The sequence below is a fragment of the Flavobacterium swingsii genome (genome assembly GCF_900111965.1).
GTDB lineage: Bacteria > Bacteroidota > Bacteroidia > Flavobacteriales > Flavobacteriaceae > Flavobacterium > Flavobacterium swingsii.
This window is the reverse complement of sequence record NZ_FOJT01000002.1, coordinates 103,021-129,681: the sequence shown is the minus strand read 5'-3', so window position 1 is coordinate 129,681 and position 26,661 is coordinate 103,021. Positions and strand designations below refer to the sequence as shown.

Genomic DNA, 26,661 nt, shown 5'->3' with positions numbered 1-26,661 from the left:
ATGTAAATTGATTACTTTTGCAAACCAAAATGGGGTCGACTGGTTTTGACAGCAAGTCGAATTGAATTGTAAGCATGTGGAGAACTGGAGTAATTCTCGTAAATAAAAGGCTCCAAAACACTTACACGGCGAAGGAAACTACGCTCTTGCTGCATAATCTGAATCATAGTAAGATTAGCCCCGCTCCTACAAGGTAGGAGAGCAGGATTTACCTCGAAAGCTCTGGTTTATAGCGTTCGATAAAGGTGAATCGTAAATTTAAACCTAGAAATAGTTAAGCTTCGGGACTGTTTTGAAACTAAGAAGATAAGCTTTGTGTTGCTGTTCTTGGCATAGCACACGGTCGAAAATCCAATCGAGAAATAAACATGTAGAAAGCTCTTTAGTTGCTTGTTTGGACCCGAGTTCGATTCTCGGCGACTCCACAAAATAAATCCGAAATTCTTAGTAAATAAGAATTTCGGATTTTTATTTTTTAATTGTTGTATGATTAATGTAAAAAAAAGCCTTCTTGTTTTTCAACAAGAAGGCTTTTTTATTTAAAACATCAAGGATTAGTTGATGATAATTTTCTTAGAAGCTTTTTTACCAGCACTTTCTACGTTTAGCATATAAATCCCTGAAGAAAGATTATTAAAATTAAGTTCTTTGTTAAATACCGAACCATTGCTTGAAAATGTTTCATTATATATAGAACGACCTCTTAAATCATGTAAAGTAATATTTACTTTTTCCGAAGTAGATAAAACTACATTCACCAATCCGTTTGATGGGTTTGGATAAACACCGAAGCTTTCAAACTCATTTTCTTGAGTAGATAATACACCTTGTACTACAAAGTTGTCAATAAAAACTCCTGTATTATTTGAGGAATCATCAGAAACAAACGTGAATCTGAAAATAATATCAGACGCTGGTGTGATACCACCAAAACCAAACGGAGTCAAACTATGAGAATAATTACGTTTATTACCATTAGCACCCGTTCCTCCTACTGGAGCAGTAGCATAAAGACCTGTCCATTGTTTACCAATACAATTGAAACAATCTGCTCCATCAGGCAATCTTGAACTATTATACCAATTTGCATCAGCTGAAGTTCCTAAAACATTCCAATTTGCGCCTGAATTTGTTGAATATTCAAAGTAAATAATATCCCAATTGGATTCTAAATCAAAAGCCATGTCAAAATTCACGTTAGGATTTGACATATTAGCCAAGTTATAACATTGAGAAACTAAATAAGAAGTTGTTGCATCTGGATAATTACCAACTAATTTAGTCGCATACCCCGCTGAATTTCCAGTCGCAGCAGATGTAAGAGGTGTTTTGTTAACGGTTCCTCTTTGCCAAACAGAATTTGTTTTACCACTTGAATCTATAGATACTAAAACGTCACTTGTATTATTGAATGTATTAACTGTATTAACTGTTCCGTTATCATTTACAATAATTATTGAAGTTTTAGTATTGTTTGTTGCATTTCCATCACCAGTAATATTAGTTGATACACTTAAAGTGTGTGTTCCACGAGCCAAACCAGAAATAGTTAATGGATATACTTGTGTAGAACAATTTGCTAAAGTTCCGTTCCAAGTTTGGTTTGTTGGTGCACCTCCATCTATCGTGTAAGAAATAGAAACCGAAGCAATGTTAGCCGTACCTGCATTTTCAAAAACAATTGAAGTAGAATATGCTGCACCACAAGCTATACTTGAAGTTGTTGTTAATGTTTTTAGAGCAACATCATTTGCAAGACCAACATAATCAGCACCTACATTTACAGCAAACCAAGCTTTAGTTACCGCCTGAACTTCAGGACTTGTTGCACAATAAAGACTACTTGCTACTGCAATACTACCATTACGAGCATCTACAAATGTAGAATTAGCAGTTAAATAATCACGCTCAGTATAATAAGCAATTTGAGAAGATTTTGTCATACCTATTCCTGCTACAACATAAGCATCAGGACCGCCATTTGCTGCATTTGCATTATTTGTTCCCGACTTTCCAGCAGTAACAATATAAAACCAGTGGTTTAAAACACCACTATTGCTATGCACACCACACCAATCGTTCGTGTTTTGACCAGGCGTTGTACATGCTGGAGTAATACCAGTATCATCTTGAGTATCTTTATAAGATGTTCCTAAAAAAGTATCGGCATTTCCTCTAGTTAAAGGATAACTCATAGAACGCAAAGGACTTGCGGCTAATTGCTCACCTATTTTCCAAACCCCTAAAGTTCCAGGAGATGCTGTATCTGTTCCTGCATTTAAGTTTCCGAATTTTGCATATTGTTCGATACATGCTCCCCAAATATCCGAGAAGCCTTCATTCATAGCACCAGATTGATTACGATAAGCCAAACCAGCAGTATATTGACAAACAGCGTGTCCAATCTCGTGACCAATAACATCTACAGAAGTTAATACATTAAATGAACTTCCGTCTCCATATCTCATTATAGAACCTGTCCATTGTGCATTATCCCAACCTGCTCCTCCTGATGTTGTATTAAAGTGAACATAACTATTAATTCGAGCATTATTGTCATCAAAACTGTTTCTTCCCATGATATTTTTCCAGAAATCATAAGTTTTCATTGCGCCCCAGTGTGCATCTAATGCTGCATTGTCTTTACTAGCATGGCCACTAACGTAATTACCATCGTTCCAGTTATTGTCTGTATCTGTAAAATTAGTATTTGCAGCAGTACTATCTGTATTTTCACTATTGTAAGTCATAATACCATTACCTCTTGTCATATCATTCAAAACATATTTTGAAGTACCAGCATCAAAAGTAGTTTCTATACTTTGTGTACCACTATATCTTGTTGCTGCGCTTCCTGTTACTAATATAGCTTTTGAAACATCGACAGCATTAGATTCTGTTACAACTTTTTCGACATGTTTTGCAATGGCTTCATTCTCTGCTTGAGAAATCAAACGATCCGCATGTTTAATTATCGGATTTCTGTATAAAAGTGCCCCAGTATTAGCATCTACAAATACTTCTTCTCTAGCTATAGGTGTAGAAGAGAAAATATCAAATTTATAAGCTAATTTTACTTCACCTGTTTCAATTAATGGCAAAATAATCAACTCACCTGTTGGCTTTTTATAATCCATTGCTGCTGCTTCTGAAGCATCTTCCCATACATATTTTGATGATGGTAAATAATAAATTGCTTTTAGGAAACAACTTTCGGCAGATAATGCAGGATTTATATTTAAATTCTTAACTTCATATAACTCTCCATTTACAGTTTCAACTTGACCATCACGAGCGTGTGTAATTGCTGTACCAAACTCAACTTTTATACCTTTATAGTATTGTTGATTACGTTGGTGTGTCATTCCTGAAATATCAGAAGTTTCTTTTTTTGCTTCAAAAGTATTATTTTCATCTAAATTATACTTTTTACCAAATTCAGAAAGAGCTTCTTTTTTTGAAGTTGCCTTTTCTAATTTTATTGTTTTTTGATGTGCCTCACCAGGATTAATTTTGCTGTCTTGAGCAAAAACACCTAATGAAAACAATGTAATTAACGACAACGATAATATGTAATTGTTTTTCATTTTTGGTTTTTTTAGGTTTTTTTTCGTATTTTTTTGTATTATCATGCAATAATATGAAAATAAATCTGAATATGATAATTTTTTAGTAAATTTGGCAATAGTAGAAATTATACAAACTATACAAATAAACCCTTTAAATTTTAGATGTTTTGAAACTATTCTATCTAGCTGCCTTTTGCAAAATTTAAGTTCATGTAGGTTTATTGTTAGACAACGTTAACAAAAATTAAAAGACTAGTAAAATAATCTTGATAGCAAAAATAATACAAATATTAGAAAAAGTATTCAAACCATTATCTTGACGAATGGTTTTTTATCTTTGAAATTAATAACATACAATATGATTTACAATGACATCATTGGCACAATAGGCGTTTCAATTGTTTTAGTTGCCTATTTCCTCAATATATTTGGACTAATTCCTAAAGAAGGCATTTTGTTCTTTATCTTAAACATTTTGGGCGCTTCTATCGCTTGTTATGCATCGGTGCTCATCAATTACAAACCATTTGTCATACTCGAAGGTACGTGGGCAATGGTTAGCTTTTTAGGGTTAATAAAAAGTTTAAAAAAATAAAAAACTATGGAAAATTCTCTTTTAATACAAAAATTCTATACTGCTTTTGCTAATTCTAATGGAGAAGAAATGGCAAGTTGTTACCATAAAGATGTCATTTTTGAAGATCCAGCTTTCGGAAAGTTAAACCAAAAAGAAGTCACATCGATGTGGAAAATGCTTTTAGAAAGAAGTAAAGGAAACTTAAAAATCGAATTTTATGATGTTGTTACCAATGGAAAATCAGGTTCTGCAAGATGGATTGCGACCTATATTTTTAGCCAAACCAATAGAAAAGTAGTAAATATTATTGATGCAAAATTTGAATTTAAAGACGGATTAATCATCAAACATACCGATCATTTTGACTTCTTCAAATGGACAAAACAAGCACTTGGACTGAAAGGTTATTTGTTAGGATGGACTAATTTTATGCAGAAAAAAGTACAACAAAACGCCAAAAAATCACTTCAAAGTTATATTCATAAACACGCTTAAATTCCGTTAAAAAAGATTGTTTTTTACTTCAAAAAATTATCAATTCCTACAGCCCATTTTAAGTTTGGATTGTAAAACAATTGTCCGTTTTTTACTTCCAACGGACAATCAAAATTATTCGTAAAAAGACCTCCAGTACCCAAACCTTGAGGCATCACATTTTGCTTCAAAAAGGTAAATTGAGCAATGGCATTTAGTCCAATATTTGACTCTAAAGCTGAGGTAATCCACCAACCAATATTGTGTTTTTCGGCTAACGAAATCCACTCATTTGTTCCTCGAAAACCACCTATAAAACTAGGTTTCAAAATGATGTATTGTGGCTTAATTTTAAGTAACAATTCTTCTTTTTCTTGATAAGAAAACATACCTATAAGTTCTTCATCGAGTGCGATATCAATTTTACTGTTTTTACACAGTTCTGACATACTGTCAGTATGATTTTTTTGTATTGGTTGTTCAATACTATGTAATTGATAACCAGTAATTTTATTTAATTTATCTAAAGCTTCAATTTCATTAAAAGCACCGTTAGCATCTACCCTAATTTCTATTTGTTCTGGAGTGAAATTTTGACGAATATAATGTAATAATTCTAATTCTTTATCAAAATCTATTGCGCCAATTTTAAGCTTTATACATTTGAAACCTTGCGCAATTTTTTCTTCGATTTGTTGCTTCATATCTTGCGCCTCTCCCATCCAGATTAATCCATTAATTGGAATGCTTTTTTCGCCTAAAGTAAAGTCCGAAGGAAACAACAAAAAAGGAGTTTCTGAAGTTAATGATCGGAACGCCATTTCTACTCCAAACTGAATGGAAGGAAACTCGATTAAAGCTTCCCAAAGTGCTTTTTCTCCTAAGTGAATATTGGTACAAACCCATTGCAATTTCTCTTCATAATCGGGTCTATCATCGCAACTCAAACCACGCAAAATTCCGCACTCACCTATTCCCTTTTTTTCGTCGTTTTGCAAGACCAAAAGCCAAGTTTCTTTTTGGGTTAAAACACCTCGTGAAGTTCCTGATGGTTTTTTGAAATCGAGAATATATTTGTGGTAAGTTGCTTTCAAAATATTTTAGATTTTTGGATTATTAAATTTATAATCTTTAGCTAGCTTGTCATTCCGACGAAGGAGGAATCTCATAAATTGATTCTTAAAAAATAATGAGATTCCTCCTTCGTCGGAATGACAAAAAAAAACTTTTTTTAATCGGCTAATCTCAAAATTTTCTTGAAATTATCATTTGGTAAATTTGCTTTCTGGAATTTATCTAAATCGTTGATGGTTTTATTTTTCCAAGTTTGATTTGTAGATACGTTTTGCTCTTTGTACTTATTATGAATTTCTCGAGATTCACTCATTTTATCTAAAAACATATAAGTGTGCGCTAAATTAAGTTGCACTAAAAGCTCGCTCGAATCTAAATTTTCGGCAATTTTAAGCGTTTTAAACGCTTTTTCGAATTGTTTGGTGTAAATGTATAATTCACCCAAAGTATTGTAGTCTAAAACCGATGCTTTGCTTTTCTTAATGATTTTATCGTTCAGTAGTGCAATTGCATCATCATACTTTCCTTTTTTTGCTAAAGTTTTAGCTTCTTGGCGGATAATTTTGTTATAAATCTCGACAGAATTTGTTTCTGTTAATGCTTTGTCTTCAAATTTACTTATTAATGACAGTTTCTCCGTTTTTGACAATTTTTGAAACACTGAAAACTTGTATTCATTTTGTAGTTTTTCGATAATATTGAAGCAAAAAGCGTCTGAATTTGGCAATTTAGATGCTATTTCGGTTGTTTTTATAAAATTAAGAACAGTTTTTTTGTTGGTTTGATTCCAAATTTTACTTGCTTTTGCATCTACCCACGGAACAATTTCGAGGATAATTTTTTGTTCTAAAATCCAATTTTTGCTTTCGAAACCAAACCAAATTGTTTTAGAATCGTCTGCTAAACAAGTAGATTTTTCGAGAGAAATCACTTTTACTTCTTTGTTTATGGGATTGTTCTGATACAAACAGGATTTTTTTGTGTTTCCTGTTTTTGTAAAATCGGTTGCTTTGTTATTATCGGAAAAAATGGCATAAGTACATTTGTCGTCGCCCGATATTTTTGAAGTTAACGAAATGGCGCTTCCAGTTCCTTGCGTGATTCCTGTAGGATCCGGAATAGCTTTGAGTAATGATGATAAATCGGAAGCTAATTTTTGGTTTTCGTCGAGCAAGGTGATTCGGTACACAAATTCGGTAGTTCCGTCGGGGAAATCTTCGGATTTGATTAGAATTCGCTCTCCTGCCGAAAGTTTTATTTCTTTGTTGGTTACTCGTTGGTTGTCCCAATATCCGTCTTGCGCAAAAGATATAGTTGTCAGGAAAAGAAATGCTATTTTTATTATTTTCATTGTTTTTCTTTTGTTTGTTGTAGCAATTTAGGTGCCAGTTTAACCACAAAGTTCACGAAGTTCACAAAGGTTGGTTTTGAGTGGAATTCCCTAGCCCTGATAGTAGTGGAAATCCTTTTGCTTTTTTCTTTAAAAAGCAAAAGATTGTAACGGATAGCAGGAAATAGCTCCTAAATTATAAGTCGATACTGTCTCCTATTTCTAGTAACATGAGATCCTTTCCTGCGTCGAAAAATTTATTTTTGGCTTCGTCGTGGTTTATTTCGATATATCCGAAGGTATCGTAATGGTAGCCGAGAATTTTGTCGCAATCTACAAAGTCGGAAGCGATAATGGCATCATCGACATCCATCGTGAAATTATCTCCTATGGGAAGAATCGCGAGGTCAAGTTTGGTGCGCATTGGGATTAGTTTCATATCCATCGTGAGTGCGGTATCGCCAGCAATGTATATGTTTTTGTGTTCGCCTTCGATGACAAATCCGCCTGGATTGCCGCCGTAACTGCCGTCGGGAAACGAACTGGTGTGAATGGCATTGACATATTTTACGTTTCCAAAATTGAAATCCCAACTTCCGCCGAGATTCATGGGGTGAAATTGAAATCCTTTGTTACCAAAATGTGTTGCTATTTCGTGATTGGAAACTATGACTGCATTGGTGCGTTTGGCAATAGCTTCGACATCGAGAATATGGTCGTTGTGGGCGTGCGTAAGCAGAATATAATCGGCTTTGAGCGAATGTATATCAATATGACTGGCTTTCGGGTTGGCGGAAATGTATGGATCGACCAAAATGTGTTTTCCTGCAACTTCAATTCCTATTGATGCGTGTCCGTAGAAAGTTATTTTCATTTTTTTAAGTTTTTAGGCAATAGTTTAAAAAATTAAAACCATAGACAGAATTAACGATAATAAAAATGTACTGATGGCTAATTTTTTTAATTGCGGATCGAGCGCTCGTGGTTCAGGGCAATTATAAACCGTTTTTAGATGACTTAATAATGGGAAATACGCTACTAAAAAAGCATATTGATCGATTCTGAAACCTATTCCGTTATAAATTATGGCAAAAATTAATACCAAAACCATTGCTATAATGATTAAACAATAATGGTAAATTTTAGCTTTTGCACCGCCCATTTTAACTACTAATGTGTTCTTTCCTGCTTTTGTATCAGAAACCTCATCGCGCATATTGTTTAAATTAAGTACGCCAACACTTAATAATCCTATTGCCGCTGCTGGAAGGACTAATTGCCAATCGAATTGTTTCGAATACAAGAAGTTGACACCTAAAGTGCTTACTAAACCAAAGAAAACAAAGACAAAAACATCTCCAAAACCTTTGTAACCATAAGCCGAATTTCCAACTGTATATCGTATCGCCGAAGCAATAGCTAAACCTCCCAACAGTAAGAAAAACAAAGAATACCACAAATGTTTGTCATGAAATGAAACATAAATTAGCAAAACTGCCGATATAAAAGTTAACATTGCTGTTATTACCATCGCTCGTTTCATAGCAACTGGTGTAATGACGCCACTTTGTATGGCGCGTTTTGGCCCTATTCTGTCTTCATTGTCAGTTCCTTTGATTCCGTCTCCATAATCGTTTGCAAAATTAGAAAGAATTTGTAATCCTAATGTTGTTAGCATCGCAAAACCAAAGATTGTCCAACTAAATACTTGTGTTGGCGTGAGGATATTATTTGTTGGGTTGGCTAATGCATATAAACTTCCTACCATAATTCCCGAAACGGAAAGTGGTAAGGTTCGTAATCGTGCGGCTTGTATCCAGTGTTTCATTTTTTGAGTTTTGAGTATGAGGTTTTGTTTTTTAATCAAATTTTCTTTACAAACTTTAATTCAAAGGTATTCCAAATAATGTTGATTTTCGTTCATAAAACATTGATTTCCTTCCTGATTTTCCTTTACTAAAATATACTTTCAACCAATCTTCCTGCTCGTTTACATGAATTATTGCGTCATCAATTGATTTTGCAACTTGCATTATCATATTTGTTGTATTAGCATCAGCATTGGAAATTTGACCTAATTTATTTTTTGCTTCTTTTAGTTTATTATCCGAAATATCAATCATAGTTTGTATTTCAGAATCCGTTTTATTTGGTGTAAACTGTTTGTTTCTGTAATTTATAAAATCATTAAATCTAATTATTCCTTCATTATAATCTATAACTACTAAATTATATAAATTTACAGTTTTAGTTTGTTTTTCGTTTTCTATTTCTAATTTTAAATGTTGAAGTCTATCAAAAACTAATGAATTTTTCACTCCGTTTTTTTCTACACGATAAGCAGATGATATTAATTGGTCAATATGATTTTGTTTTTCATATAGTTGAATCGAATCTTTAAAATCAAAGAATATTTTGGTCTTATTTTGTTGTGTTTTACCCTGATAAAATTCTTGATTTGTTACTGGATAATTAAGAAATTGCCATAAATAATCAAACGGCATGTGGGATTTTATAAGTGATGACGGATTTACTTTATAGTACTGATTATTTATTTTCTTAAAAAACTTACCTTCATTTACATAACCAGAACCCCAAGTTGGGTCGAACAGAAACCAAGAACCATCAAGAAGAACTGCACACCATGCGTGAGGAATAGTATCTACTTTACCATTTTGCTTTGTATAACCTTCAATTACAAATGATTTCATTCCTGACTTTAAACAAATGTCTGTGAATAATGAAGCATAATTTTCACATATTCCCTTTCTTGTCTTTAATGGTTTTGCTATTTTATCTTCTTTTTTTTCATAAAAATTCATAGCAAACATATTATCAATATCATATCGAATATTTGAAGCGATCCAAATAAAAATTGCACGAGATTTGTCCTTATCAGTCTTAAAGTTTTCAGTGATATAACTTGCAATACCTCCTGTCGTTTTTGTTAACGAATCAGGAATTTGTAACACTTTTTTATCAATGATTGAATATTCATTAACTACCGTTTTCTGAGCAAAAAGTATCTGAGTTGTTAGGATTAAAAAAAATATGAATTTTATTTGTTTCATCTATTTTTGTTTTGGTTAATCGGTTATTGTTTTTCGATTAAACAAATACCCGAATTAACGAATAAACTTTAAGGCAACCATTTCTTTTCAAAATTAGGCTTTCTTTTTTCTAAAAAGGCATCTCGTCCTTCTTTTGCTTCATCAGTCATATAAGCTAATCGAGTGGCTTCTCCAGCAAACACTTGTTGTCCGACCATTCCATCATCGGTAAGATTCATTGCAAATTTTAGCATTTTGATAGACATTGGCGATTTAGCCAAAATTTCTTGTGCCCACTCGTAAGCAGTATCTTCTAGCTCATCATGAGGAATTACAGCATTTACCATACCCATTTCGAAAGCTTCTTGAGCTGAATAATTTCTTCCTAGAAAGAAAATTTCACGAGCTTTTTTCTGACCAACCATTTTAGCTAAATAAGCCGAACCATAACCGCCATCGAAGCTAGTCACATCGGCATCAGTTTGTTTGAAAATAGCATGTTCTTTACTGGCTAAAGTCAAATCGCAAACAACGTGTAGACTATGTCCGCCACCTACAGCCCAACCTGGAACAACACAAATTACTGCTTTTGGCATAAAACGTATCAATCGTTGCACATCGAGAATATTCAATCGGTGGTAACCGTCATCGCCTACATAACCTTGCTGCCCGCGTGCTTTCTGGTCGCCTCCGCTACAAAAAGAATACACTCCATCTTTATTTGACGGTCCTTCGGCAGATAGTAAAACAACACCTATAGTAGTGTCTTCTTGTGCATCGTGAAATGCTTGTAATAATTCGGCAGTAGTTTTAGGACGAAAAGCATTGCGAACATCAGGACGATTAAACGCTATTCGAGCTACACCATTGCATTTTTTGTAGGTTATATCTTCAAATTCTCGAACGGTTTTCCAATCTATTTTATTCATGTGTATTTATTTTAATGTAAAAATAATTCATTTGTACCAAACAACATATTAGTTCCTAAAAAGAATCTTACAAATTAGCTTTCAAATGTTAAATTTTAAAATAAAATGACTTCCGTTTGTGTTTTATATTTAATTTTTATTTACTTTTAATGTATTGAAAATCAATTTTTTACATTGATTTAAAATTATTAATTCACACACGGATTTATTAACTTAAAAAAAGATTTATTTGAAAAAAATTGTTTTAGTTGTCGCTCTAGCATTTGGTATCTTTTTCGCAAGTTGTAAAAAAGGAATAGAAACACCAGCTGAGGAAATTACCACAGAGCAAATGACTCCAGAAGTTACAGATAGTATAGTTACTGATACAGTAGCCCCTATGGTTGAACCAAAAGATTCGATAAGCAAGAAATAAGCTTCAATCTTTAATATTTATAACTAAACCACAGGTAATAAAGCGAATATTGGTTTTATATTGTGGCAGCTCCAGAGAGTTGTTTAAAAGACAGAGTACAAAAAAATTAGAATAAGAATAGAGTTTGCTCTACATTGAAAGAAATTATTCTAGTTAAGTTTATTTAATTTTTTGATTTTAGTAAAGCATGTTATTATCACTTTACGTATGTTATCGTCTATTTTTGAAAAGAAATAGACAGAAAAATGCCAGCCTTGATTATTAAAGTTGGCATTTTTTGTTCCCACATTACGCGGGAATGACAATTTATTACTCTTTCACTAAATATATTCCGTCTTCTTTTATCTCAATCAGTTTTTCTTTATACAAAGTTCCAATGGCTTTTTTGAAGGTTTTTTTGCTCATTTTCAAGACTGTTTTTATGTCTTCTGGGTGAGAATCATCGTTTAGACGAAGGAAACCACGACTTGCTTTTAGTTCGTCGAGAATAATTTGCGCACTTGGTTCTACTTTTTCGAAACCCAATTTTGTTGCCGATACATCTATTTTTCCGTCGGGACGAATATTTTTTATGTAACCTACAATCCTGTCTCCAGTTCGCAAATCATCATAAACTTCGTTTTTGTACAGTAATCCTTTGTGCTTTTCGTTGATAATCACATTAATACCTACTTCGGTAATATGAGAAACGATTAAATCTACTTCTTCTCCATTCTCGACCGTGATATTCTCATTATTCAGAAACTGATTGGTTTTGCTAGACGCTACCAATCGGTTTGTTTTTTCGTCCATATAAAGGTAAACTAAATAACGTTTTCCTTTTTCCATCGGTCTGGCTTGCTCTTTAAACGGAACAAGAATGTCTTTTTCCATTCCCCAATCCATAAATGCGCCTACTTGGTTTACATAATTTACACGCAAAAGCGCAAATTCGTTCAACAAAATATAAGGCTCGAGCGTTGTTGCCACAGGGCGCTCTTCATGGTCTAGATATACAAAAACGATAAGCTCCTCACCTATTTCGAATTCGTTCGGGATATATTTTATAGGCAATAATATGTCTTTACTTGGATCTTTATTTTCCTCGGGCAAACCTAAATATAACCCAACTTTAGTTTCTCTAAGTATCGTTAGCGTGTTGTATTTTCCTATTTCAATCATTTTATTCTATTTCTTAATGTGGCAAAGGTACAAAGTTTAGAAGTTGTTCCAATAAAAAAGCGCTTCATTTCTGAAACGCTTACTATTTTATAAAACTATTTACTATTTGTTGTAAACACTTTCTTTTTTGAAATGAACAGCTAGTAAATAATATACTACTGCTCTGTATTTGTTCTTATTAGACTTACCATACTTTTCCATAACAGCTTCGATACCTTTATCTAAATCAGCTCCGTCTTTTAATCCTAATTTCTTGATTAAGAAATTATTTTTTACTGTATCTAATTCAGATTGTTGGGTCCCTGCCACTGTTGCTGCATCTTTATTGTAAATAGATGGCCCGCAACCAACAGTTACTTTTGTTAACAAAGCCATATCGGCAGTATGTCCACATTTTTCTTTCAGGTCTGCTGCGTATACAGCGATAAGTTCGTCTCTTTTACTCATAATATAGTTTGTTGATGTTATTTAAATTCAAATATAATAGATTTTTATTATAATTTATAAAAAATATTAGGTCAAATTCTTAAAATAATTCAATAATATCGAATCATTAACTTTTGTGGGTGTAAAGACTTCTAAAATTATTGATTTTTTAGTATTTAATGCTATTTTTAGGTTTTCTTTTAATGATTTTTCATCGACAGCTTTTTCATATTCAAAATCATACATCTTGGCGAGATGTTCTGCCGTTAATTGATGTGAGGTTTCAAAATAAGTATTGAAAGTTTCATTTTCTTCGTGTCCTGGTAATATTCTAAAAATACCACCACCACCGTTGTTAAGTAAAATTATTTTGAAGTTTTCAGGAATGTAATTGTTCCACAAGGCATTACTATCATACAAAAAACTAATATCGCCAGTAATAAGAATCGTTTTTTTTTCCGATGCTAATGCCGCTCCTATTGCTGTCGATGTACTTCCATCAATTCCACTAGTTCCACGATTACAAAAAACTTCTATGCTAGAATCTATAGGAAATAATTGTGCATACCGAATCGCCGAACTATTACTTATTTGCAACTGGCTATTCAATGATAATTTTGGTAATATAATCTCGAAAGCTTTAAAATCTGAAAAAGGAATTGTTGCCAAATAGGTTTCCGTTTTTTGGGCTCTTATCTTTTTTATTTCTAATACTTTTGGTAGATAATCACTTTCTATAGTAATGATTTTAGGTATAAATTCATTAAAAAATACATTTGGTGAAACTTCAAAATGTTTTGTCAAACAGTCAAAAGTATCATAAGCACGTAATTCATCTATATGCCAATGTTGTTGTGGTTTGTATTTTCTAAGAAATGCTTTAATCCTTTTAGACACTATCATTCCGCCAATTGTGACTAATATTTCTGGTTGAAAATTACTAAAATCCTCATCGGTAAACGGTGTGATAATCGTATCAATATTAGTAATAAAATTAGCGTGATGCACGTTCGATGTTACTTCGGTCATTACCACCACCGAATTATTGTTTGCCAGAACATTTACAATAGATTGCTGGATAAAATCTGGATTGCAACCACCTATAAGTATTAGCTTCTTTTTGGCTTGATTCCATTGGTTTGCAAAAACATCTAGATTTTCTAATTCTTTGTTTTCTATATCAAAATCTATCATTTTTATATTAACAGAAATAGCATCAACGGTTTCATACAAAGGTTCTTCAAACGGAACATTAATATGTACTGGTCCTTTTTTAATCGCTGCCAAATGTATTGCTTCCTGAATTTTAGCATCGTTTTCTTTCGATGCATTTTCGACTAAATTAGCATTGTACAAACTGTGATTGGCAAACACATTCTCTTGGCGAATCGTTTGTCCGTCGCCAATATCTATCTTATTTTGTGGTCTGTCGGCAGAAATTACTACTAGCGGAATCTGACTATAAAAAGCTTCTGCAACTGCAGGATAATAATTAAGCAATGCAGATCCTGAGGTACAAACTACAGCCACTGGTTTTTGTAATTGTTGTGCCATTCCTAGTGCAAAAAATGCTGCACAACGCTCATCAGCAATGCTATAACAAGTAAATTTCGTATTGTTTGTAAAACCAATAGTGAGCGGCGCATTGCGTGAACCTGGAGAAATTACAATATGGTGTAGTCCTTTAGCTTTACAAATTTCGATAATACTTTGTGCTAAAGGTATTTTTGGGTAAATCATTTTTTTAGTTTCAAAGTACCAAAGTTACAAATATGAAACCTAATTAACATATTTTTCTTCCTCTTTTAAAATTAAGAATTTATAAAAAGTGAAATGTGAAATTGCATATGATAATATCACAATTTGGTATATTGATTCGGTTTTAAGATAAAATTTATTGATAAAAAAGGCTCCTATTTGAATTACAAACAAAATGCCACTTATAAGAAGCCAAAAGCTTTTTTTGTCTGAATTATTAATATAATTAATGATTCCAACGCCTCCTATAAATGAGGTTAAAAATGCATTTATAATCCATACAAAATAAAACTCTCCTAATGATGAAATTACAATTTCGATGATATATAAATAAAAAACAAAAAAAGGAATCGAAGCAATCGCAAAAGCGAATCTGTTGTTTTTGGTTACCAAATCTAGAATTAAGATGACTAAACAAATTTTGAAAGAAGCAGAACAAAATGTTCCAAAAATGAAGCCTGATGGTGTATCAAAATAAAAATAAACCGAAGCTAATTGATATAATAACAAGGCGGCAATATAAAGTATTTGTCTCTTTTTTGAAGTTACCAAATATAAAACAACTAAAATAGGAATTCTTATGGCCCAAGAAAATATCTTTACTTCCTCTATTCCTATTAAAGAAGAAATACTATACAAAAAAAGATTTATAAAGTATAAAATTATTAATATTTTAGGTAGGTTGGTTAATTTCATAACCCTAAATTTACTGTTTTTATTTTCAATAAAAAATAAAAACAGTAAATTTTAAACACACAACAGTACAAAAAGATGTCAGTAACAATCCGCATTGCAACTATCGAAGATATGTCTTCAGTATTAGAAATTGTAAATCATGAAATTTTACATTCAACTTCCATTTGGGATTATGATACTAGAACATTAGAACAACAAATTACTATTTTAAAAGAGAAAAACGAACATCATTTTCCTTTTATTGTGGCCGAAAAAGAAAACAAAATTGTTGGTTTTGCAACTTATGGTGCTTTCCGATTTAAAGTTGGTTACCGATTTACGGTCGAACATTCGGTATATGTGCATAAAGATTTTCATGGAAATGGTATAGGCAAATTGTTATTACTAGAATTAATTTCTTTGGCAAAAGCTCAAAAACTACACACAATAATTGGCGTGATTGATTCCGAAAACCAAAGCAGTATTACTTTTCATGAAAAATTTGGTTTCAAAACCGTTGGAATAATTAAAGAAACAGGTTTCAAATTTAACCGATGGTTAGATTCGGTTTTTATGCAATTGATTTTAGAATAAATCAACCTAAAATTTACGCTGTTAACTTAAAGATAAACTTTTGCTAATTGTAAAATGTTTTTAAATTAAAGATAACTTAATTCTCAGTTTTGACATTTGTGGGAAATATAAACAACCACAATTATGTCAGAAATTTACAAAACCACAAAAAAATTCTTAACACTACTTTTTTTAATTGCAACAACTTATTCTTGGAGTCAAACTGTTACATTTACTTCCAATTTTATTGTGACTAATGAAAATCAAGGTATTTTAAACGTTAATTTAACTTTAACAAGTCCAACCACTTCTTCAGTAAATTTGGTTGTCAAAACGGCACCTTTTAGTACAGCTGACACAAACGATTTTACTTTAACAACTCAAACTTTAAACTTCACTTCAGGTAGCTCAACAACACAAACAATTGCTATTCCAATTATTGATGATTCTGCTAATGAACAACATTCTGAATATTTTGTATTGAGTTTAGAAAATCCTTCAAATCTTTCTGTTTCTGGAAATGCATTAACTACTATATATATAAAGGATAATGATTTATTGACTCCAACTCCAAACCTAGATATTCAACTAGATTATGTGGGAAGTTTTGATCCTTCAGGAGCTAGCACAAGCACCTGCGAAATTGTAGTTCACGATCCTGTTTCACAAAGATTATTCACAATAAGTGCAGTGGCTAAAAAATTAGATATTATTAATTTTTCAAACCCTACAAGTTTAAGTGTAGTAAGTTCTATTGATATGACTCCTTACGGCGGAATTACTAGCGTTGCTGTTAAAAACGGAATTGTTGCTGTGGCTTCTCCAAATATTAATGAACAATTGAACGGAAGTGTTGTATTTTTTAATACCAATGGAACATTCTTAAAACAAGTTACTGTGGGAGCTTTACCTGATATGATTGTGTTTACGCCCGACGGAAATAAAGTGATGACTGCTAATGAGGGACAACCTAATGATTCCTATTCAAATGATCCGGAAGGCTCGGTTTCTGTCATAGACATTGCAGGCGGAATTGCAGGTTTATCACAATCTAATGTTACAACTTTATTGTTTACGGGTTATAATTCGCAAGAAACTACTTTATTGGCTTCTGGAATTCGTAAAACGAAAGCGTCAAGCACTTTATCTCAGGATTTCGAACCAGAATACATTACAATTAGCGAAAATTCGCAAAAAGCTTGGGTTACTATTCAAGAAAGCAATGCCATTGCAGAAATTAATCTGACAACCAATTCTTATACCGATATTTGGGCTTTAGGCACAAAAGATGTTAGTTTACCCGGAAACGGAATGGATATTTCTGATAATAACAGTCAGGTTTTAATTGCAAACTGGCCTATCAAATCCTATTATATTCCTGATGGAGTTGCTAATTATAGTGTAGCTGGAACAACATATTTAGTAACTGCAAATGAAGGAGACGAAAAAGAATATACAGGTTTGAATGAAAGAACAACTATTGGTGCTGGTGGATATGCTCTAGATGCCACTAATTACCCTCAAAGTGCTGTTTTAAAAAACAGTAATAACGCCGGAAGAATGAGAGTAACCAATCTTAATGGAAATACCGATGCCGATGCCGCATTCGAACAAATATATTCATTAGGAAGTCGTTCGTTTTCTATTTTTAATGCCGATACAAAATCAATTGTGTATGATAGTGGTGATGATTTTGAAAAATATACTGCTTTAACTCCTTCAATCAGTACCATTTTTAATTCAGATCATAGTGATAATGTCAAAAAAGGAAGAAGTCGCGCTAAAGGTCCTGAACCAGAAGGAGTTACTCTAGCTGAATTAAACGGACAAACTTTCGCATTTATTACTTTAGAAAGAGTTGGCGGCATTATGGTTTACGATGTTACAAATCCTAATAATGTGAAATTTGTAGATTATAAAAACAGTCGTAATGTTTCTGCTTACACAGGCGACAATGGTCCTGAAGGCGTAACATTTATCAAAGCTGAAAACACTACAACAGGTAAAAATTATGCGGCTGTAGCTAATGAAATAAGTGGAACCATTTCATTATTTGAAGTCAATACAACTAATTTATCAACAGAAGGATTTTCTCTTGAACCAAAAACATTTGTGATTTTTCCAAATCCATCGGAAAACGGAATTGTATATTTTAATCGTATTGCCGATTTTGAATTATATGATTTTAGCGGAAAATTAATTCAACAAGAAAAAAATGCATTAACAATAAACACATCTCACCTTTCTGCTGGAATTTATTTGGTAAAAACTTCTGAAGGAATTGTAAAGAAATTAGTAATCAAATAACTTATTATCTTCAATTAAAAAAAGCCAGATTGGAGTTTCCTTTCTGGCTTTTTTACTTTTAATCTCATTTATCAAAAAAATTATAACGAATAGTTTAAGATATATTACCTTTGCAAAAATAAAAATTACCATGTCAAATATATATTTAGGTTATCACTTCTCGGTCGAGCCAAAAGAATTAGGTTCAGAAATACTTATCGCCGAATTAGGCGAAAAAGCTTTTGAAAGTTTTATAGAAACCGAAACTGGTTTTTCGGCTTTTGTACAAAAATCACTTTGGACGGAAGATATCCTGGAAGATATTTATATTTTAGACAATCCAGAATTCAAGATTTCTTACACTTTTGAAGAAATAGAGCAAGTAAATTGGAACGAAGAATGGGAAAAAAACTTTGAAGCGATAGATGTAGACGGAAATTGTCACGTTCGTGCTCCTTTTCACCCAAAAACCAATGCCGAATTTGATATTGTTATCGAACCAAAAATGAGTTTCGGAACTGGTCATCACGAAACGACACACATGATGATTCAGCATTTATTAGAGATCGATGTTACTGGAATGAAAACTTTAGACATGGGTTGCGGTACAGCAATTCTTGCCATTCTTGCCGAAATGAAAGGCGCTCAGCCAATAGATGCTATAGATATTGACAATTGGTGTTACCTGAATTCTATCGAAAATGCAGAACGCAATAATTGCAAACATATTACAGTTTACGAAGGTGATGCTGCTTTGCTAAAAGACAAGAAATATGATTTAATAATTGCCAACATTAACCGCAATATTTTATTAAATGATATGCAAGCCTATGTAGATTGTCTGAACCCAAAAGGAACCATTCTTTTTAGCGGTTTTTACACCGAAGATATCCCGTTTATAGATGCTTCTTGTACCGAAAAAGGTTTAACTTTTGTTAAAAAACTGGAACGAAACAATTGGGTATCATTAAAATATGTAAATTAGTATTAGAAAGCCACATGGCAAAAGGCAATAGCCAAAAGTCTAAGAAATCTAAAATCTAAGAAGTTTAAAAATCTAAAGTAAATGGCAACAATAGAAAAAATACAAGTAGAAACTGATGTTCTAGAATCAGTTGGTATTAATAACGAAATTGTATTATTCAATGACGATGTGAATACTTTCGATCATGTTATTGACACATTAATTAGAGTTTGCAATCACGACGAATTACAAGCCGAACAATGTGCATTACTGGTACATTACAAAGGTAAATGTGTTGTAAAAACTGGAACTTTTGATGAGCTAAAACCACAATGTTCTTCCTTATTAGAAGCTGGTTTGAGCGCAGAGATAATATAAATAAAATCAATGCTTAAAAAAGTGATTAAAACCTTATACTATCATCTTGATAACTTAGAGTTTTAATCACTTTTATTATTAATTCTATCGAACAATTCTATCAAAATAATAATAGGCTTGCATTGGTCCATAAAGTGAACCGTCAAAATCCCAGTCATATTTTAAAACTAATTCTGTTTGAGTTACTTTAACAATATATATATTGTCATAAACATAAATTTTAAGTCTGTCATTTTCAAGAAACTCAAAATCATCTTTTTCGGAATGAATGCTGCAAATCCCATTGTTATTATAATATGAATTCTCGAAAACTGTTCCATTGTTATTGAATTGCAAAATGTTTTTCCCGCATACACGATGATTATAATCCGCATAATTATAATACATTATATTTCCATCATTGTTTTCATCTATTCCTAATTTTGTAATTTCCCATCTTCCTATTATTAAATTTGAAGGAGAACTTTCTATAGGCATATCAATAAAAAAATCATAATTTCCATCACCATCTAAAAATCCAAAATATGGATTTGTAATAATACTTGGACTTCCAGTATTGCTACCACCACCCGTGCTCCCAGTACCTCCTACACCTATATACCCCATACTCGCAGTGTTTTCACTATAATTTGCTGGAACCTGAGAATCTGCTGAAGAATCCGTTGTACATGAAACCAATACCATTAAATACAATATACATATTGGTAACGTAATTATTTTTTTCATGACTTAAAATTTTAATTAAAAATTAGTGTAACAATATGAATTAAAGATAGTTAATATAAATACAAATGAATTATAAAATAAAATTTTCTGCTTATTTTTACTCCAAAATACCCTAATTAAGTTAGAATGTGCTAAAGAAATTTCTGATATAGAAAGCTAAAAAATTGAATTATTTGTTTTGATTTTCATACTTTAGTAAAAAATTATTAAATCATGGAACAATACGGAAAAATACTAATTATTGCTATGCCCATTTTTTTACTATTGATAGTAATAGAAAAAATATATGGCTACTACAAAGGCATTGATCATGCTCCTTTGATGGATAGTGTTTCGAGTATAAGTTCTGGTATTACAAATTCTGTAAAAGATGTCTTGGGACTCAGTATTTCGTTATTAAGTTACGAATGGTTAGTTTCTAAACTAGCAATTTTTAGTTTAGAAGCGAATATCCTAACTTATATTATTGGTTTTTTTATTATCGATTTTTATGGTTATTGGACACATCGTTGGGCGCACCAGATTAACTTTTTTTGGAACAAACACGCCATTCACCACAGTTCGGAAGAATTTAATTTGGCTTGTGCATTACGACAAACCGTTTCGAGTTTTGTAAATTTATTTACCTTTTTACTTATTCCTGCTGCAATTTTAGGTGTTCCTGCTCAAGTTATTGCCATCACGCTTCCTATTCAGTTGTTTTTGCAATTTTGGTATCATACAAGATATATTGGTAAAATGGGATTCCTAGAAAAAATATTGGTCACACCATCTCACCACAGAGTTCATCACGCTATTAATCCTGAATATATGGATAAAAATCATTCACAAATATTTATTTTTTGGGACAAATGGTTTGGTACTTTCCAAGAAGAATTACCTGAAGTTCCAGCTGTTTTTGGAATTACGCGTCCTGCAGAAACTTGGAATCCTTTTAAAATAAATTTTCAACATTTATGGATTTTAATTAAAGATGCTTGGTATGCCGAGAATTGGAAAGACAAATTTAGAATTTGGTTTATGCCAACAGGTTGGAGACCTGAAGGTTTTGATGAAAAATACCCAATTCATAAAATAAATGATGTATTTAATTTTGATAAGTATGGCACTGAAAACTCAAACAAACTAATTTATTGGTCGGTGGCACAAATGTTAATCACGCTACTTTTTGTAAGTTACTTGTTTGATAATATTGCAAAAATTGGATTAACTAATATTTTTGTTTATGGTGCTTTTATATTCATCACAATATATAGTTATACTGATTTGATGGACAAAAATAAATATTCAGTTATTTGGGAAAGTATCCGATTCATTTTCGCTTTAGGAATTATTCGTTATTATGGCGATTGGTTTGGGTTAAACTCGGTAATAGCAATAGGAAATTACTTGGTTTTGGGTTATTTATCTGTTTCATTATTAATAAATATTTACTTTATAACCATCGATTTCAAATTAGAAACCAAAGCAATTTTAAATACCTAAAAATGAGTAAATTATTAAATTATTTTCTAGTAGTAAGTGCTTTTTATCTATTATTAATCATTTTTGGCCAGGATAATATTGCTTGGTATTTCAAACCATTTTTATTGCCTTTTTTAATTTTGGCAGCTTATAAATCCGAAGTTTTTTCTACAAAAAAATGGTTACTACTTGCCTTAATCTTTTCTTGGATTGGTGATGTAATATTAATGTTTGCAGACAAAGGAGAATTGTATTTTATTTTCGGATTGGTTTCGTTTTTAGTTGCTCATATTTTGTTTATCGTGCTTTTTATCAAACAAAAATCGGAAGGGAATTATGCTAAAAACTGGCAGTTTTGGTTTGGTTTTGTAGCCGTTTTAGTTTATTTAGGAAGTATGTTGTCTTTACTATTTCCAAAACTAGGAGATTTAAAAATTCCTGTTTCGGTTTATGCATTTACCATTTCGTTGATGCTTGTTATGGCTATAAAAGGTTATTTTTCTTGGCAAAAACCCATGAATATATTAATCTTAATTGGCGCCTTATTTTTTGTGATTTCAGATAGTTTTCTGGCTATTAATAAATTTTATAATCCTATTTTAAGTGCCAATTTCATTATTATGTTTACTTATATTGTAGCACAATACTGCATTGTATCGGGGATTTTGAAACTGAATCAGAAAAATTAATGAGGTAATTTATCTTTTATAACGCCATAAAGGAAAGTTCCTAGAAGCGCGCCAACTAATATGATGCCAACACTCATAAATCCTGCACCAATAAGTATAAAAATAGGCCCTGGACAGGAGCCCACTAATGCCCAACCCAATCCAAAGAGTAAACCACCAATCCAATAACGGAACGAACCTTTTTCTTTGTCAATAATTTCGATGGTAAGTCCATCAATATCTTTGAGTTTATTTCTTTTAATAATTTGAATCCCGATAATTCCTGTAGTTATGGCAACCCCAATAATTCCGTACATGTGAAACGATTGAAACATAAACATTTCGTATATTCTGTACCAAGAAACCGCTTCAGATTTGGTTAAAACCAATCCAAAAATAAAACCAACTGCTAAGTATTTAAGTAAATTCATTGTCTTAAAATAAAAGTGGAAAAATAAAATGAGCCATAACCAAGCCGCCTATAAAAAACCCAATAACCGCTTTTAACGATGGTAATTGCAAATTACTAAGTCCCGAAATTGCGTGACCAGAAGTACAACCACCAGCATAACGAGAACCAAAACCTATTAGAATTCCACCTATTAATAAAATAAAAATCATTTTTGGAGATTGAAAAACTTCAAGTCCAAACATAGTATTGGGTGCGATTTTTCCATTTGGCGCTTCGATACCAAATTTAGATAACTGAGCAATCGTTTCAGGATTTATAGCCACATTTGAAGCATCTGACAAAAAATGAACCGCTACAAAACCACCAATCATAGCTCCAAGAACCACGATTAGATTCCAACGTTGTGATTTCCAATCCCAATCGAAAAACGAAACGTGTTTTCCTACTCCAGTCATAGAACATAAACTTCTAAGATTAGACGACATTCCGAAATGTTTACCAAAATAAATTAACAAAAGCATTATAATTCCGATTAAAAAACCGGAAATTGACCAATGCCAGGTATGTGTGATATATTCCATCGAATCTTTTTTTTACAAAAATAGTAGAATCTTCCTATATTTGTTACAATTACACAAAGATTTAAGAAAATGAAAAAAATTGTTATTAGTTCTTTTATAGCGTTATTAATGTCGTCTTGCATTAGTACAAAACTAACTATACAAAACATAGACGATTCAGTTATTGGACCGGGATTAAATGAAGGTTTTGGCAGTTTTATCATTACGAAAAATGCAACTTCAAAAAAATATGGTTATAATCAAGATTATCCTGTAAATGTAAATTTCACTTCGGTAGAAGACGGAATGAATAATCAAATCCGATTTCTAAATGCTTTGGCTGGACCAAAAGGAGAAAGAATTAAATATGTGCAAAAAGAGGCTTGTTGCCCATTTCCAACGAAAAGAGCCGATACTGGAGCAGGAACAATAGATACTTTCGAAATAACTTGGAAAGGACAAACCAAGCCTGTTTTACTTTACATTAACAAATTTGAAAAAGGAGAATTATTAATTCCTATTGGTTTATCAGCTAGGAAATAATTTTAATAAAACCAAAATAAGAAATATGAATTCATTTTGGAAACAAATTATTATTCAAACTATTCTTAAATATAAGAATAAAAAATCTGTAGACAATAACGAGTATTCAAACTTTGTGCTTGCTAAAGGTTATAGAGAATTTTTAATTAATATTAGGCGTCTTTTCAAAGACTTTATTCTAATTACTATTGGAATTTTCTCGGCCTCATTTGGATTTAAAGGCTTTTTGCTCACCAATCACTTTATCGATGGTGGTGCAACAGGGATTTCCTTGCTTATTTCGGCATTAACAAAAACACCCCTTTATATACTTATTATTTGTGTGAATATTCCTTTTATTCTGCTTGCTTACAACATCTTAGGAAAAGTATTTGCCATCAAAACTGCTATCGCTATAACAGGACTATCAATAGTGTTAGCAACTGTTACTTTTCCTAATGTTACAAACGACAATTTATTAGTAGCTATTTTTGGTGGTTTTTTCCTTGGAGCCGGCATTGGTTTTGCCATTCGTGGCGGTGCAGTTATTGATGGAACCGAAGTATTGGCTATTTACTTAAGTCGTAAATTTGGTACAACAATTGGTGACATCATAATAGTTATTAATGTATTTATTTTTGCAGCAGCAGCCTATTTTTTAGGTGTAGAAATTGCTCTATATTCGATGATAACCTATTTAGCGGCTTCTAAAACATTAGATTTTATCGTAGAAGGTATCGAAGAATATATTGGCGTTACCATTGTTTCGTCACATAGTGAAGATATCCGACAAATGATTATACACAAAATGGGGCGTGGCGTAACTGTTTACAGCGGAAAAAAAGGTTACGGAAAACGTGGAGAAACCAAAGATGTAGAAATTATATATACTGTTATTACCAGACTCGAACTTAATAAACTAAATACCGAGATCGAGAAAATTGAACCAACAGCTTTTGTAGTGATGAATAGCGTAAAAGACACTAAAGGTGGTATGATTAAAAAACGTCCATTAGAACACTAACATTCAAATGAAATTAAAAAAAAATCGCAAATTAAAATATATTTAATTTACGATTTTTTGTTTTTATAAATCAGCGGATATTACAACTGAGAGAATATATAATTAGAAATTTCGGCCATTTGTGCATCATCAAGCTTTGCTTTCTTTTGCATACGAACCAAAACTGGTTTCCAATCTTCTTTTGTATGTTTAGTTACTTCAAATAATTTATGACATTTTGCACAATTGTTTTCATAAAGTGTTCTTCCAGCAGCTAATTCTGGTGTAAGTTCTACTTTTGGAGCTTCAGTAACTGGTGCAACAACTTTTGGCGAACAAGAATATATGAATATTCCTAAAATGGCCACTGCAATAATTCTTGTTTTCATAGTTTTTATTTTTTTGAATTGTAAATATATAAAAAAATAACAGTTTTAAATCAACTAGTTTTTATACACTTTCAAAGCTTCACCAAGAATTTGAACCGACTTAATTAAATCTTCTTTTTTGAGTACATAAGCGATTCTAACTTCATTTTTTCCAACATTTGGTGAGGAATAAAATCCTGCAGCTGGAGCAACCATAACAGTTTCTTTGTTATAATCGTAACTTTCTAGAAGCCATTGCGCAAAATGATCGGCATCGGTTACAGGAAGCTGTGCGATACAATAAAATGCTCCTTTTGGTGTAGCTACTTTTACACCTGGAATTTTATTTAGTTCGGCAATAAGTGTATCGCGGCGTTCTTTGTATTCGGTAATTACTTCGTCAAAATAACTTTGTGGTGTATCTAGAGCGGCTTCGCTGGCAATTTGTTCGTATGTTGGCGGACTTAAACGTGCTTGCGCAAATTTCATCGCGGTTGACATAACTTCAGTATTTTTAGAAACAATACAACCAATACGAGCACCACACATGCTGTAACGTTTTGATACAGAATCGATCATAATGGCATTTTCTTCGATTCCTGCAATATCCATGATAGAATAATGCTTATATCCGTCGTAAGTAAACTCACGGTAAACTTCGTCGGCAATCAAAAATAAATCATGCTTTTTAACTAAAGCAGCTAATTGCTGAATTTCTTCTTCAGAATATAAGTAACCTGTAGGATTTCCAGGATTACATATAAGAATGGCTTTAGTTTTCGGTGTAATTAATTTTTCAAAATCAGAAATTGGAGGTAATGCAAAACCCGTGTCTATCGTCGAAATTACAGGGACCACTTTTACACCTGATGCAGTTGCAAATCCGTTGTAATTTGCATAAAAAGGTTCTGGAATAATAATTTCTTCACCAGCATCAATAGTGCTTCCCATAGCAAATAATAACGCTTCAGACCCACCAGTTGTAATGATAATATCTTCTTTATTTATTGGTAATCCAATTTTTTGATAGCTTAAGGCTAATTTTGTTCTGTAACTATCAAAACCCGCAGAATGACTGTATTCTAATATTTTAATATCTGCATTTTTTACTGCATTTAGAGCTACCTCTGGAGTTTTAATATCAGGTTGACCTATATTTAAATGATATACTTTATTGCCGTTTTTCTTAGCAATTTCCGAATAAGGAACCAGTTTTCTTATTGGAGATTCTGGCATTTGATGTCCTTTGTTTGATATTTTTGGCATGATGATATATTTTGAGATGCAAATTTGCGATTT

Annotated in this window: 27 protein-coding genes and 1 other RNA gene; 12 read left to right on the top strand and 16 right to left on the bottom strand. The window is 32.2% G+C overall.

The genetic code is table 11. The annotated features are described in order from the left end of the window. Positions 1-31: 31 nt before the first annotated feature. Positions 32-428: a transfer-messenger RNA gene (gene ssrA / locus BM053_RS03355) on the top strand. 126 nt (positions 429-554) lie between these two features. On the opposite strand, the gene BM053_RS03350 is transcribed toward ssrA, so the two are convergent. Continuing rightward, complete coding sequence (locus BM053_RS03350) at positions 555-3,587, bottom strand: M4 family metallopeptidase (RefSeq protein ID WP_167357281.1); 3,033 nt, start codon at positions 3,585-3,587, stop codon at positions 555-557. A gap of 340 nt (positions 3,588-3,927) precedes the next feature. Here BM053_RS03350 and BM053_RS03345 point away from each other — a divergent pair, with 340 nt between their 5' ends. Next, a complete protein-coding gene (locus BM053_RS03345; RefSeq protein ID WP_091474011.1) occupies positions 3,928-4,164 on the top strand; it encodes a CBU_0592 family membrane protein in 237 nt (78 codons plus the stop codon). Positions 4,165-4,170: 6 nt separating this feature from the next. After that, positions 4,171-4,641 (top strand): nuclear transport factor 2 family protein, encoded by a 471-nt coding sequence (locus BM053_RS03340; RefSeq protein WP_091474009.1) that lies wholly within the window; start codon positions 4,171-4,173, stop codon positions 4,639-4,641. Between the two features lie 23 nt (positions 4,642-4,664). Here BM053_RS03340 and BM053_RS03335 read toward each other — a convergent pair whose 3' ends face one another. The 6 genes from BM053_RS03335 to BM053_RS03310 all read right to left on the bottom strand — a co-directional run bounded on the left by BM053_RS03335 (position 4,665) and on the right by BM053_RS03310 (position 11,003). Further along, positions 4,665-5,714: an o-succinylbenzoate synthase gene (locus BM053_RS03335; protein WP_091474007.1), complete on the bottom strand. Its 1,050-nt coding sequence runs from the start codon at positions 5,712-5,714 to the stop codon at positions 4,665-4,667. 137 nt (positions 5,715-5,851) lie between these two features. Continuing rightward, positions 5,852-7,045 carry a tetratricopeptide repeat protein gene (locus BM053_RS03330; protein ID WP_091474006.1) on the bottom strand — a complete coding sequence of 398 codons (1,194 nt, stop codon included), beginning with the start codon at positions 7,043-7,045 and terminating at the stop codon, positions 5,852-5,854. A gap of 175 nt (positions 7,046-7,220) precedes the next feature. After that, complete coding sequence (locus BM053_RS03325; protein WP_091474004.1) at positions 7,221-7,898, bottom strand: metal-dependent hydrolase; 678 nt, start codon at positions 7,896-7,898, stop codon at positions 7,221-7,223. A gap of 24 nt (positions 7,899-7,922) precedes the next feature. Continuing rightward, complete coding sequence (gene menA, locus BM053_RS03320; RefSeq protein ID WP_091474003.1) at positions 7,923-8,852, bottom strand: 1,4-dihydroxy-2-naphthoate octaprenyltransferase; 930 nt, start codon at positions 8,850-8,852, stop codon at positions 7,923-7,925. Positions 8,853-8,907: 55 nt separating this feature from the next. Further along, a complete protein-coding gene (locus tag BM053_RS03315; protein WP_091474002.1) occupies positions 8,908-10,095 on the bottom strand; it encodes a transglutaminase domain-containing protein in 1,188 nt (395 codons plus the stop codon). A gap of 68 nt (positions 10,096-10,163) precedes the next feature. Then, a complete protein-coding gene (locus BM053_RS03310) occupies positions 10,164-11,003 on the bottom strand; it encodes a 1,4-dihydroxy-2-naphthoyl-CoA synthase (RefSeq protein ID WP_091473999.1) in 840 nt (279 codons plus the stop codon). Between the two features lie 229 nt (positions 11,004-11,232). On the opposite strand from BM053_RS03310, the gene BM053_RS03305 reads away from it, so the two are divergent. Beyond that, complete coding sequence (locus tag BM053_RS03305) at positions 11,233-11,418, top strand: hypothetical protein (protein WP_091473997.1); 186 nt, start codon at positions 11,233-11,235, stop codon at positions 11,416-11,418. A gap of 309 nt (positions 11,419-11,727) precedes the next feature. Here BM053_RS03305 and BM053_RS03300 read toward each other — a convergent pair whose 3' ends face one another. The 4 genes from BM053_RS03300 to BM053_RS03285 form a co-directional block, all read right to left on the bottom strand. Beyond that, positions 11,728-12,579, bottom strand: a complete 852-nt coding sequence (locus tag BM053_RS03300; RefSeq protein ID WP_091473996.1) for a CvfB family protein — start codon at positions 12,577-12,579, stop codon at positions 11,728-11,730. A 102-nt stretch (positions 12,580-12,681) separates the two neighbouring features. Further along, positions 12,682-13,026, bottom strand: coding sequence for a DUF2853 family protein (locus BM053_RS03295; protein WP_091473994.1), 345 nt, complete (start codon positions 13,024-13,026; stop codon positions 12,682-12,684). A gap of 66 nt (positions 13,027-13,092) precedes the next feature. Beyond that, positions 13,093-14,745, bottom strand: coding sequence for a 2-succinyl-5-enolpyruvyl-6-hydroxy-3-cyclohexene-1-carboxylic-acid synthase (gene menD / locus BM053_RS03290; RefSeq protein WP_091473992.1), 1,653 nt, complete (start codon positions 14,743-14,745; stop codon positions 13,093-13,095). Positions 14,746-14,784: 39 nt separating this feature from the next. Next, positions 14,785-15,459 (bottom strand): hypothetical protein, encoded by a 675-nt coding sequence (locus BM053_RS03285; RefSeq protein WP_091473991.1) that lies wholly within the window; start codon positions 15,457-15,459, stop codon positions 14,785-14,787. Between the two features lie 75 nt (positions 15,460-15,534). Between BM053_RS03285 and BM053_RS03280 the strand changes: the two genes are divergently transcribed. The 4 genes from BM053_RS03280 to BM053_RS03265 all read left to right on the top strand — a co-directional run bounded on the left by BM053_RS03280 (position 15,535) and on the right by BM053_RS03265 (position 19,639). Continuing rightward, positions 15,535-16,032, top strand: coding sequence for a GNAT family N-acetyltransferase (locus BM053_RS03280; protein WP_091473989.1), 498 nt, complete (start codon positions 15,535-15,537; stop codon positions 16,030-16,032). A gap of 123 nt (positions 16,033-16,155) precedes the next feature. Continuing rightward, on the top strand, positions 16,156-18,318 hold the full coding sequence (locus BM053_RS03275) for a choice-of-anchor I family protein (protein WP_091473988.1): 2,163 nt from the start codon (positions 16,156-16,158) through the stop codon (positions 18,316-18,318). A gap of 130 nt (positions 18,319-18,448) precedes the next feature. After that, the gene (gene prmA / locus BM053_RS03270; RefSeq protein ID WP_091473986.1) at positions 18,449-19,282 is read left to right on the top strand and encodes a 50S ribosomal protein L11 methyltransferase; all 834 of its coding nucleotides are present in this window, start codon (positions 18,449-18,451) and stop codon (positions 19,280-19,282) included. Between the two features lie 81 nt (positions 19,283-19,363). Beyond that, positions 19,364-19,639 carry an ATP-dependent Clp protease adaptor ClpS gene (locus tag BM053_RS03265; protein ID WP_091473985.1) on the top strand — a complete coding sequence of 92 codons (276 nt, stop codon included), beginning with the start codon at positions 19,364-19,366 and terminating at the stop codon, positions 19,637-19,639. 84 nt (positions 19,640-19,723) lie between these two features. Here the strand turns inward: BM053_RS03265 and BM053_RS03260 are convergent, their stop codons facing one another. After that, positions 19,724-20,365 carry a lipocalin family protein gene (locus tag BM053_RS03260; protein WP_143076459.1) on the bottom strand — a complete coding sequence of 214 codons (642 nt, stop codon included), beginning with the start codon at positions 20,363-20,365 and terminating at the stop codon, positions 19,724-19,726. Positions 20,366-20,578: 213 nt separating this feature from the next. Between BM053_RS03260 and BM053_RS03255 the strand changes: the two genes are divergently transcribed. Next, a complete protein-coding gene (locus BM053_RS03255; protein ID WP_091473979.1) occupies positions 20,579-21,850 on the top strand; it encodes a sterol desaturase family protein in 1,272 nt (423 codons plus the stop codon). A 2-nt stretch (positions 21,851-21,852) separates the two neighbouring features. Beyond that, entirely contained in the window at positions 21,853-22,518 is a 666-nt protein-coding gene (locus BM053_RS03250; protein WP_091473977.1) for a lysoplasmalogenase, read from the top strand. On the opposite strand, the gene BM053_RS03245 is transcribed toward BM053_RS03250, so the two are convergent. Together BM053_RS03245 and BM053_RS03240 are read right to left on the bottom strand one after the other, a co-directional pair. After that, positions 22,515-22,928 (bottom strand): DUF6691 family protein, encoded by a 414-nt coding sequence (locus BM053_RS03245; RefSeq protein WP_091473975.1) that lies wholly within the window; start codon positions 22,926-22,928, stop codon positions 22,515-22,517. The two genes, BM053_RS03250 and BM053_RS03245, sit on opposite strands and share 4 nt — an antisense overlap. A gap of 4 nt (positions 22,929-22,932) precedes the next feature. Continuing rightward, positions 22,933-23,490, bottom strand: a complete 558-nt coding sequence (locus BM053_RS03240) for a YeeE/YedE family protein (RefSeq protein ID WP_091473973.1) — start codon at positions 23,488-23,490, stop codon at positions 22,933-22,935. Positions 23,491-23,559: 69 nt separating this feature from the next. Between BM053_RS03240 and BM053_RS03235 the strand changes: the two genes are divergently transcribed. Continuing rightward, a complete protein-coding gene (locus BM053_RS03235) occupies positions 23,560-24,012 on the top strand; it encodes a 2-dehydro-3-deoxyphosphooctonate aldolase (protein WP_091473971.1) in 453 nt (150 codons plus the stop codon). Positions 24,013-24,037: 25 nt separating this feature from the next. Then, positions 24,038-25,015: a YitT family protein gene (locus BM053_RS03230; RefSeq protein WP_091474736.1), complete on the top strand. Its 978-nt coding sequence runs from the start codon at positions 24,038-24,040 to the stop codon at positions 25,013-25,015. A gap of 80 nt (positions 25,016-25,095) precedes the next feature. On the opposite strand, the gene BM053_RS03225 is transcribed toward BM053_RS03230, so the two are convergent. Together BM053_RS03225 and BM053_RS03220 are read right to left on the bottom strand one after the other, a co-directional pair. Further along, positions 25,096-25,383, bottom strand: coding sequence for a c-type cytochrome (locus BM053_RS03225; protein ID WP_091473969.1), 288 nt, complete (start codon positions 25,381-25,383; stop codon positions 25,096-25,098). 54 nt (positions 25,384-25,437) lie between these two features. Next, entirely contained in the window at positions 25,438-26,628 is a 1,191-nt protein-coding gene (locus BM053_RS03220; protein ID WP_091473968.1) for a pyridoxal phosphate-dependent aminotransferase, read from the bottom strand. Positions 26,629-26,661 lie beyond the last annotated feature (33 nt).

Bases quoted from the DNA above. Each gene is read 5' to 3' on its own strand.
- BM053_RS03230 (WP_091474736.1), top strand. From the start codon at position 24,038: ATGAATTCATTTTGGAAACAAATTATTATTCAAACTATTCTTAAATAT.
- BM053_RS03245 (WP_091473975.1), bottom strand. From the start codon at position 22,928: ATGAATTTACTTAAATACTTAGCAGTTGGTTTTATTTTTGGATTGGTT.
- BM053_RS03330 (WP_091474006.1), bottom strand. From the start codon at position 7,045: ATGAAAATAATAAAAATAGCATTTCTTTTCCTGACAACTATATCTTTT.
- prmA (WP_091473986.1), top strand. From the start codon at position 18,449: ATGTCAAATATATATTTAGGTTATCACTTCTCGGTCGAGCCAAAAGAA.
- menA (WP_091474003.1), bottom strand. From the start codon at position 8,852: ATGAAACACTGGATACAAGCCGCACGATTACGAACCTTACCACTTTCC.
- BM053_RS03240 (WP_091473973.1), bottom strand. From the start codon at position 23,490: ATGGAATATATCACACATACCTGGCATTGGTCAATTTCCGGTTTTTTA.
- BM053_RS03340 (WP_091474009.1), top strand. From the start codon at position 4,171: ATGGAAAATTCTCTTTTAATACAAAAATTCTATACTGCTTTTGCTAAT.
- BM053_RS03235 (WP_091473971.1), top strand. From the start codon at position 23,560: ATGAAAAAAATTGTTATTAGTTCTTTTATAGCGTTATTAATGTCGTCT.
- BM053_RS03325 (WP_091474004.1), bottom strand. From the start codon at position 7,898: ATGAAAATAACTTTCTACGGACACGCATCAATAGGAATTGAAGTTGCA.
- BM053_RS03310 (WP_091473999.1), bottom strand. From the start codon at position 11,003: ATGAATAAAATAGATTGGAAAACCGTTCGAGAATTTGAAGATATAACC.
- BM053_RS03250 (WP_091473977.1), top strand. From the start codon at position 21,853: ATGAGTAAATTATTAAATTATTTTCTAGTAGTAAGTGCTTTTTATCTA.
- BM053_RS03285 (WP_091473991.1), bottom strand. From the start codon at position 15,459: ATGAAATTAACCAACCTACCTAAAATATTAATAATTTTATACTTTATA.
- BM053_RS03345 (WP_091474011.1), top strand. From the start codon at position 3,928: ATGATTTACAATGACATCATTGGCACAATAGGCGTTTCAATTGTTTTA.
- BM053_RS03300 (WP_091473996.1), bottom strand. From the start codon at position 12,579: ATGATTGAAATAGGAAAATACAACACGCTAACGATACTTAGAGAAACT.
- BM053_RS03275 (WP_091473988.1), top strand. From the start codon at position 16,156: ATGTCAGAAATTTACAAAACCACAAAAAAATTCTTAACACTACTTTTT.
- BM053_RS03295 (WP_091473994.1), bottom strand. From the start codon at position 13,026: ATGAGTAAAAGAGACGAACTTATCGCTGTATACGCAGCAGACCTGAAA.
- BM053_RS03350 (WP_167357281.1), bottom strand. From the start codon at position 3,587: ATGAAAAACAATTACATATTATCGTTGTCGTTAATTACATTGTTTTCA.
- menD (WP_091473992.1), bottom strand. From the start codon at position 14,745: ATGATTTACCCAAAAATACCTTTAGCACAAAGTATTATCGAAATTTGT.
- BM053_RS03225 (WP_091473969.1), bottom strand. From the start codon at position 25,383: ATGAAAACAAGAATTATTGCAGTGGCCATTTTAGGAATATTCATATAT.
- BM053_RS03260 (WP_143076459.1), bottom strand. From the start codon at position 20,365: ATGAAAAAAATAATTACGTTACCAATATGTATATTGTATTTAATGGTA.
- BM053_RS03265 (WP_091473985.1), top strand. From the start codon at position 19,364: ATGGCAACAATAGAAAAAATACAAGTAGAAACTGATGTTCTAGAATCA.
- BM053_RS03255 (WP_091473979.1), top strand. From the start codon at position 20,579: ATGGAACAATACGGAAAAATACTAATTATTGCTATGCCCATTTTTTTA.
- BM053_RS03220 (WP_091473968.1), bottom strand. From the start codon at position 26,628: ATGCCAAAAATATCAAACAAAGGACATCAAATGCCAGAATCTCCAATA.
- BM053_RS03280 (WP_091473989.1), top strand. From the start codon at position 15,535: ATGTCAGTAACAATCCGCATTGCAACTATCGAAGATATGTCTTCAGTA.
- BM053_RS03315 (WP_091474002.1), bottom strand. From the start codon at position 10,095: ATGAAACAAATAAAATTCATATTTTTTTTAATCCTAACAACTCAGATA.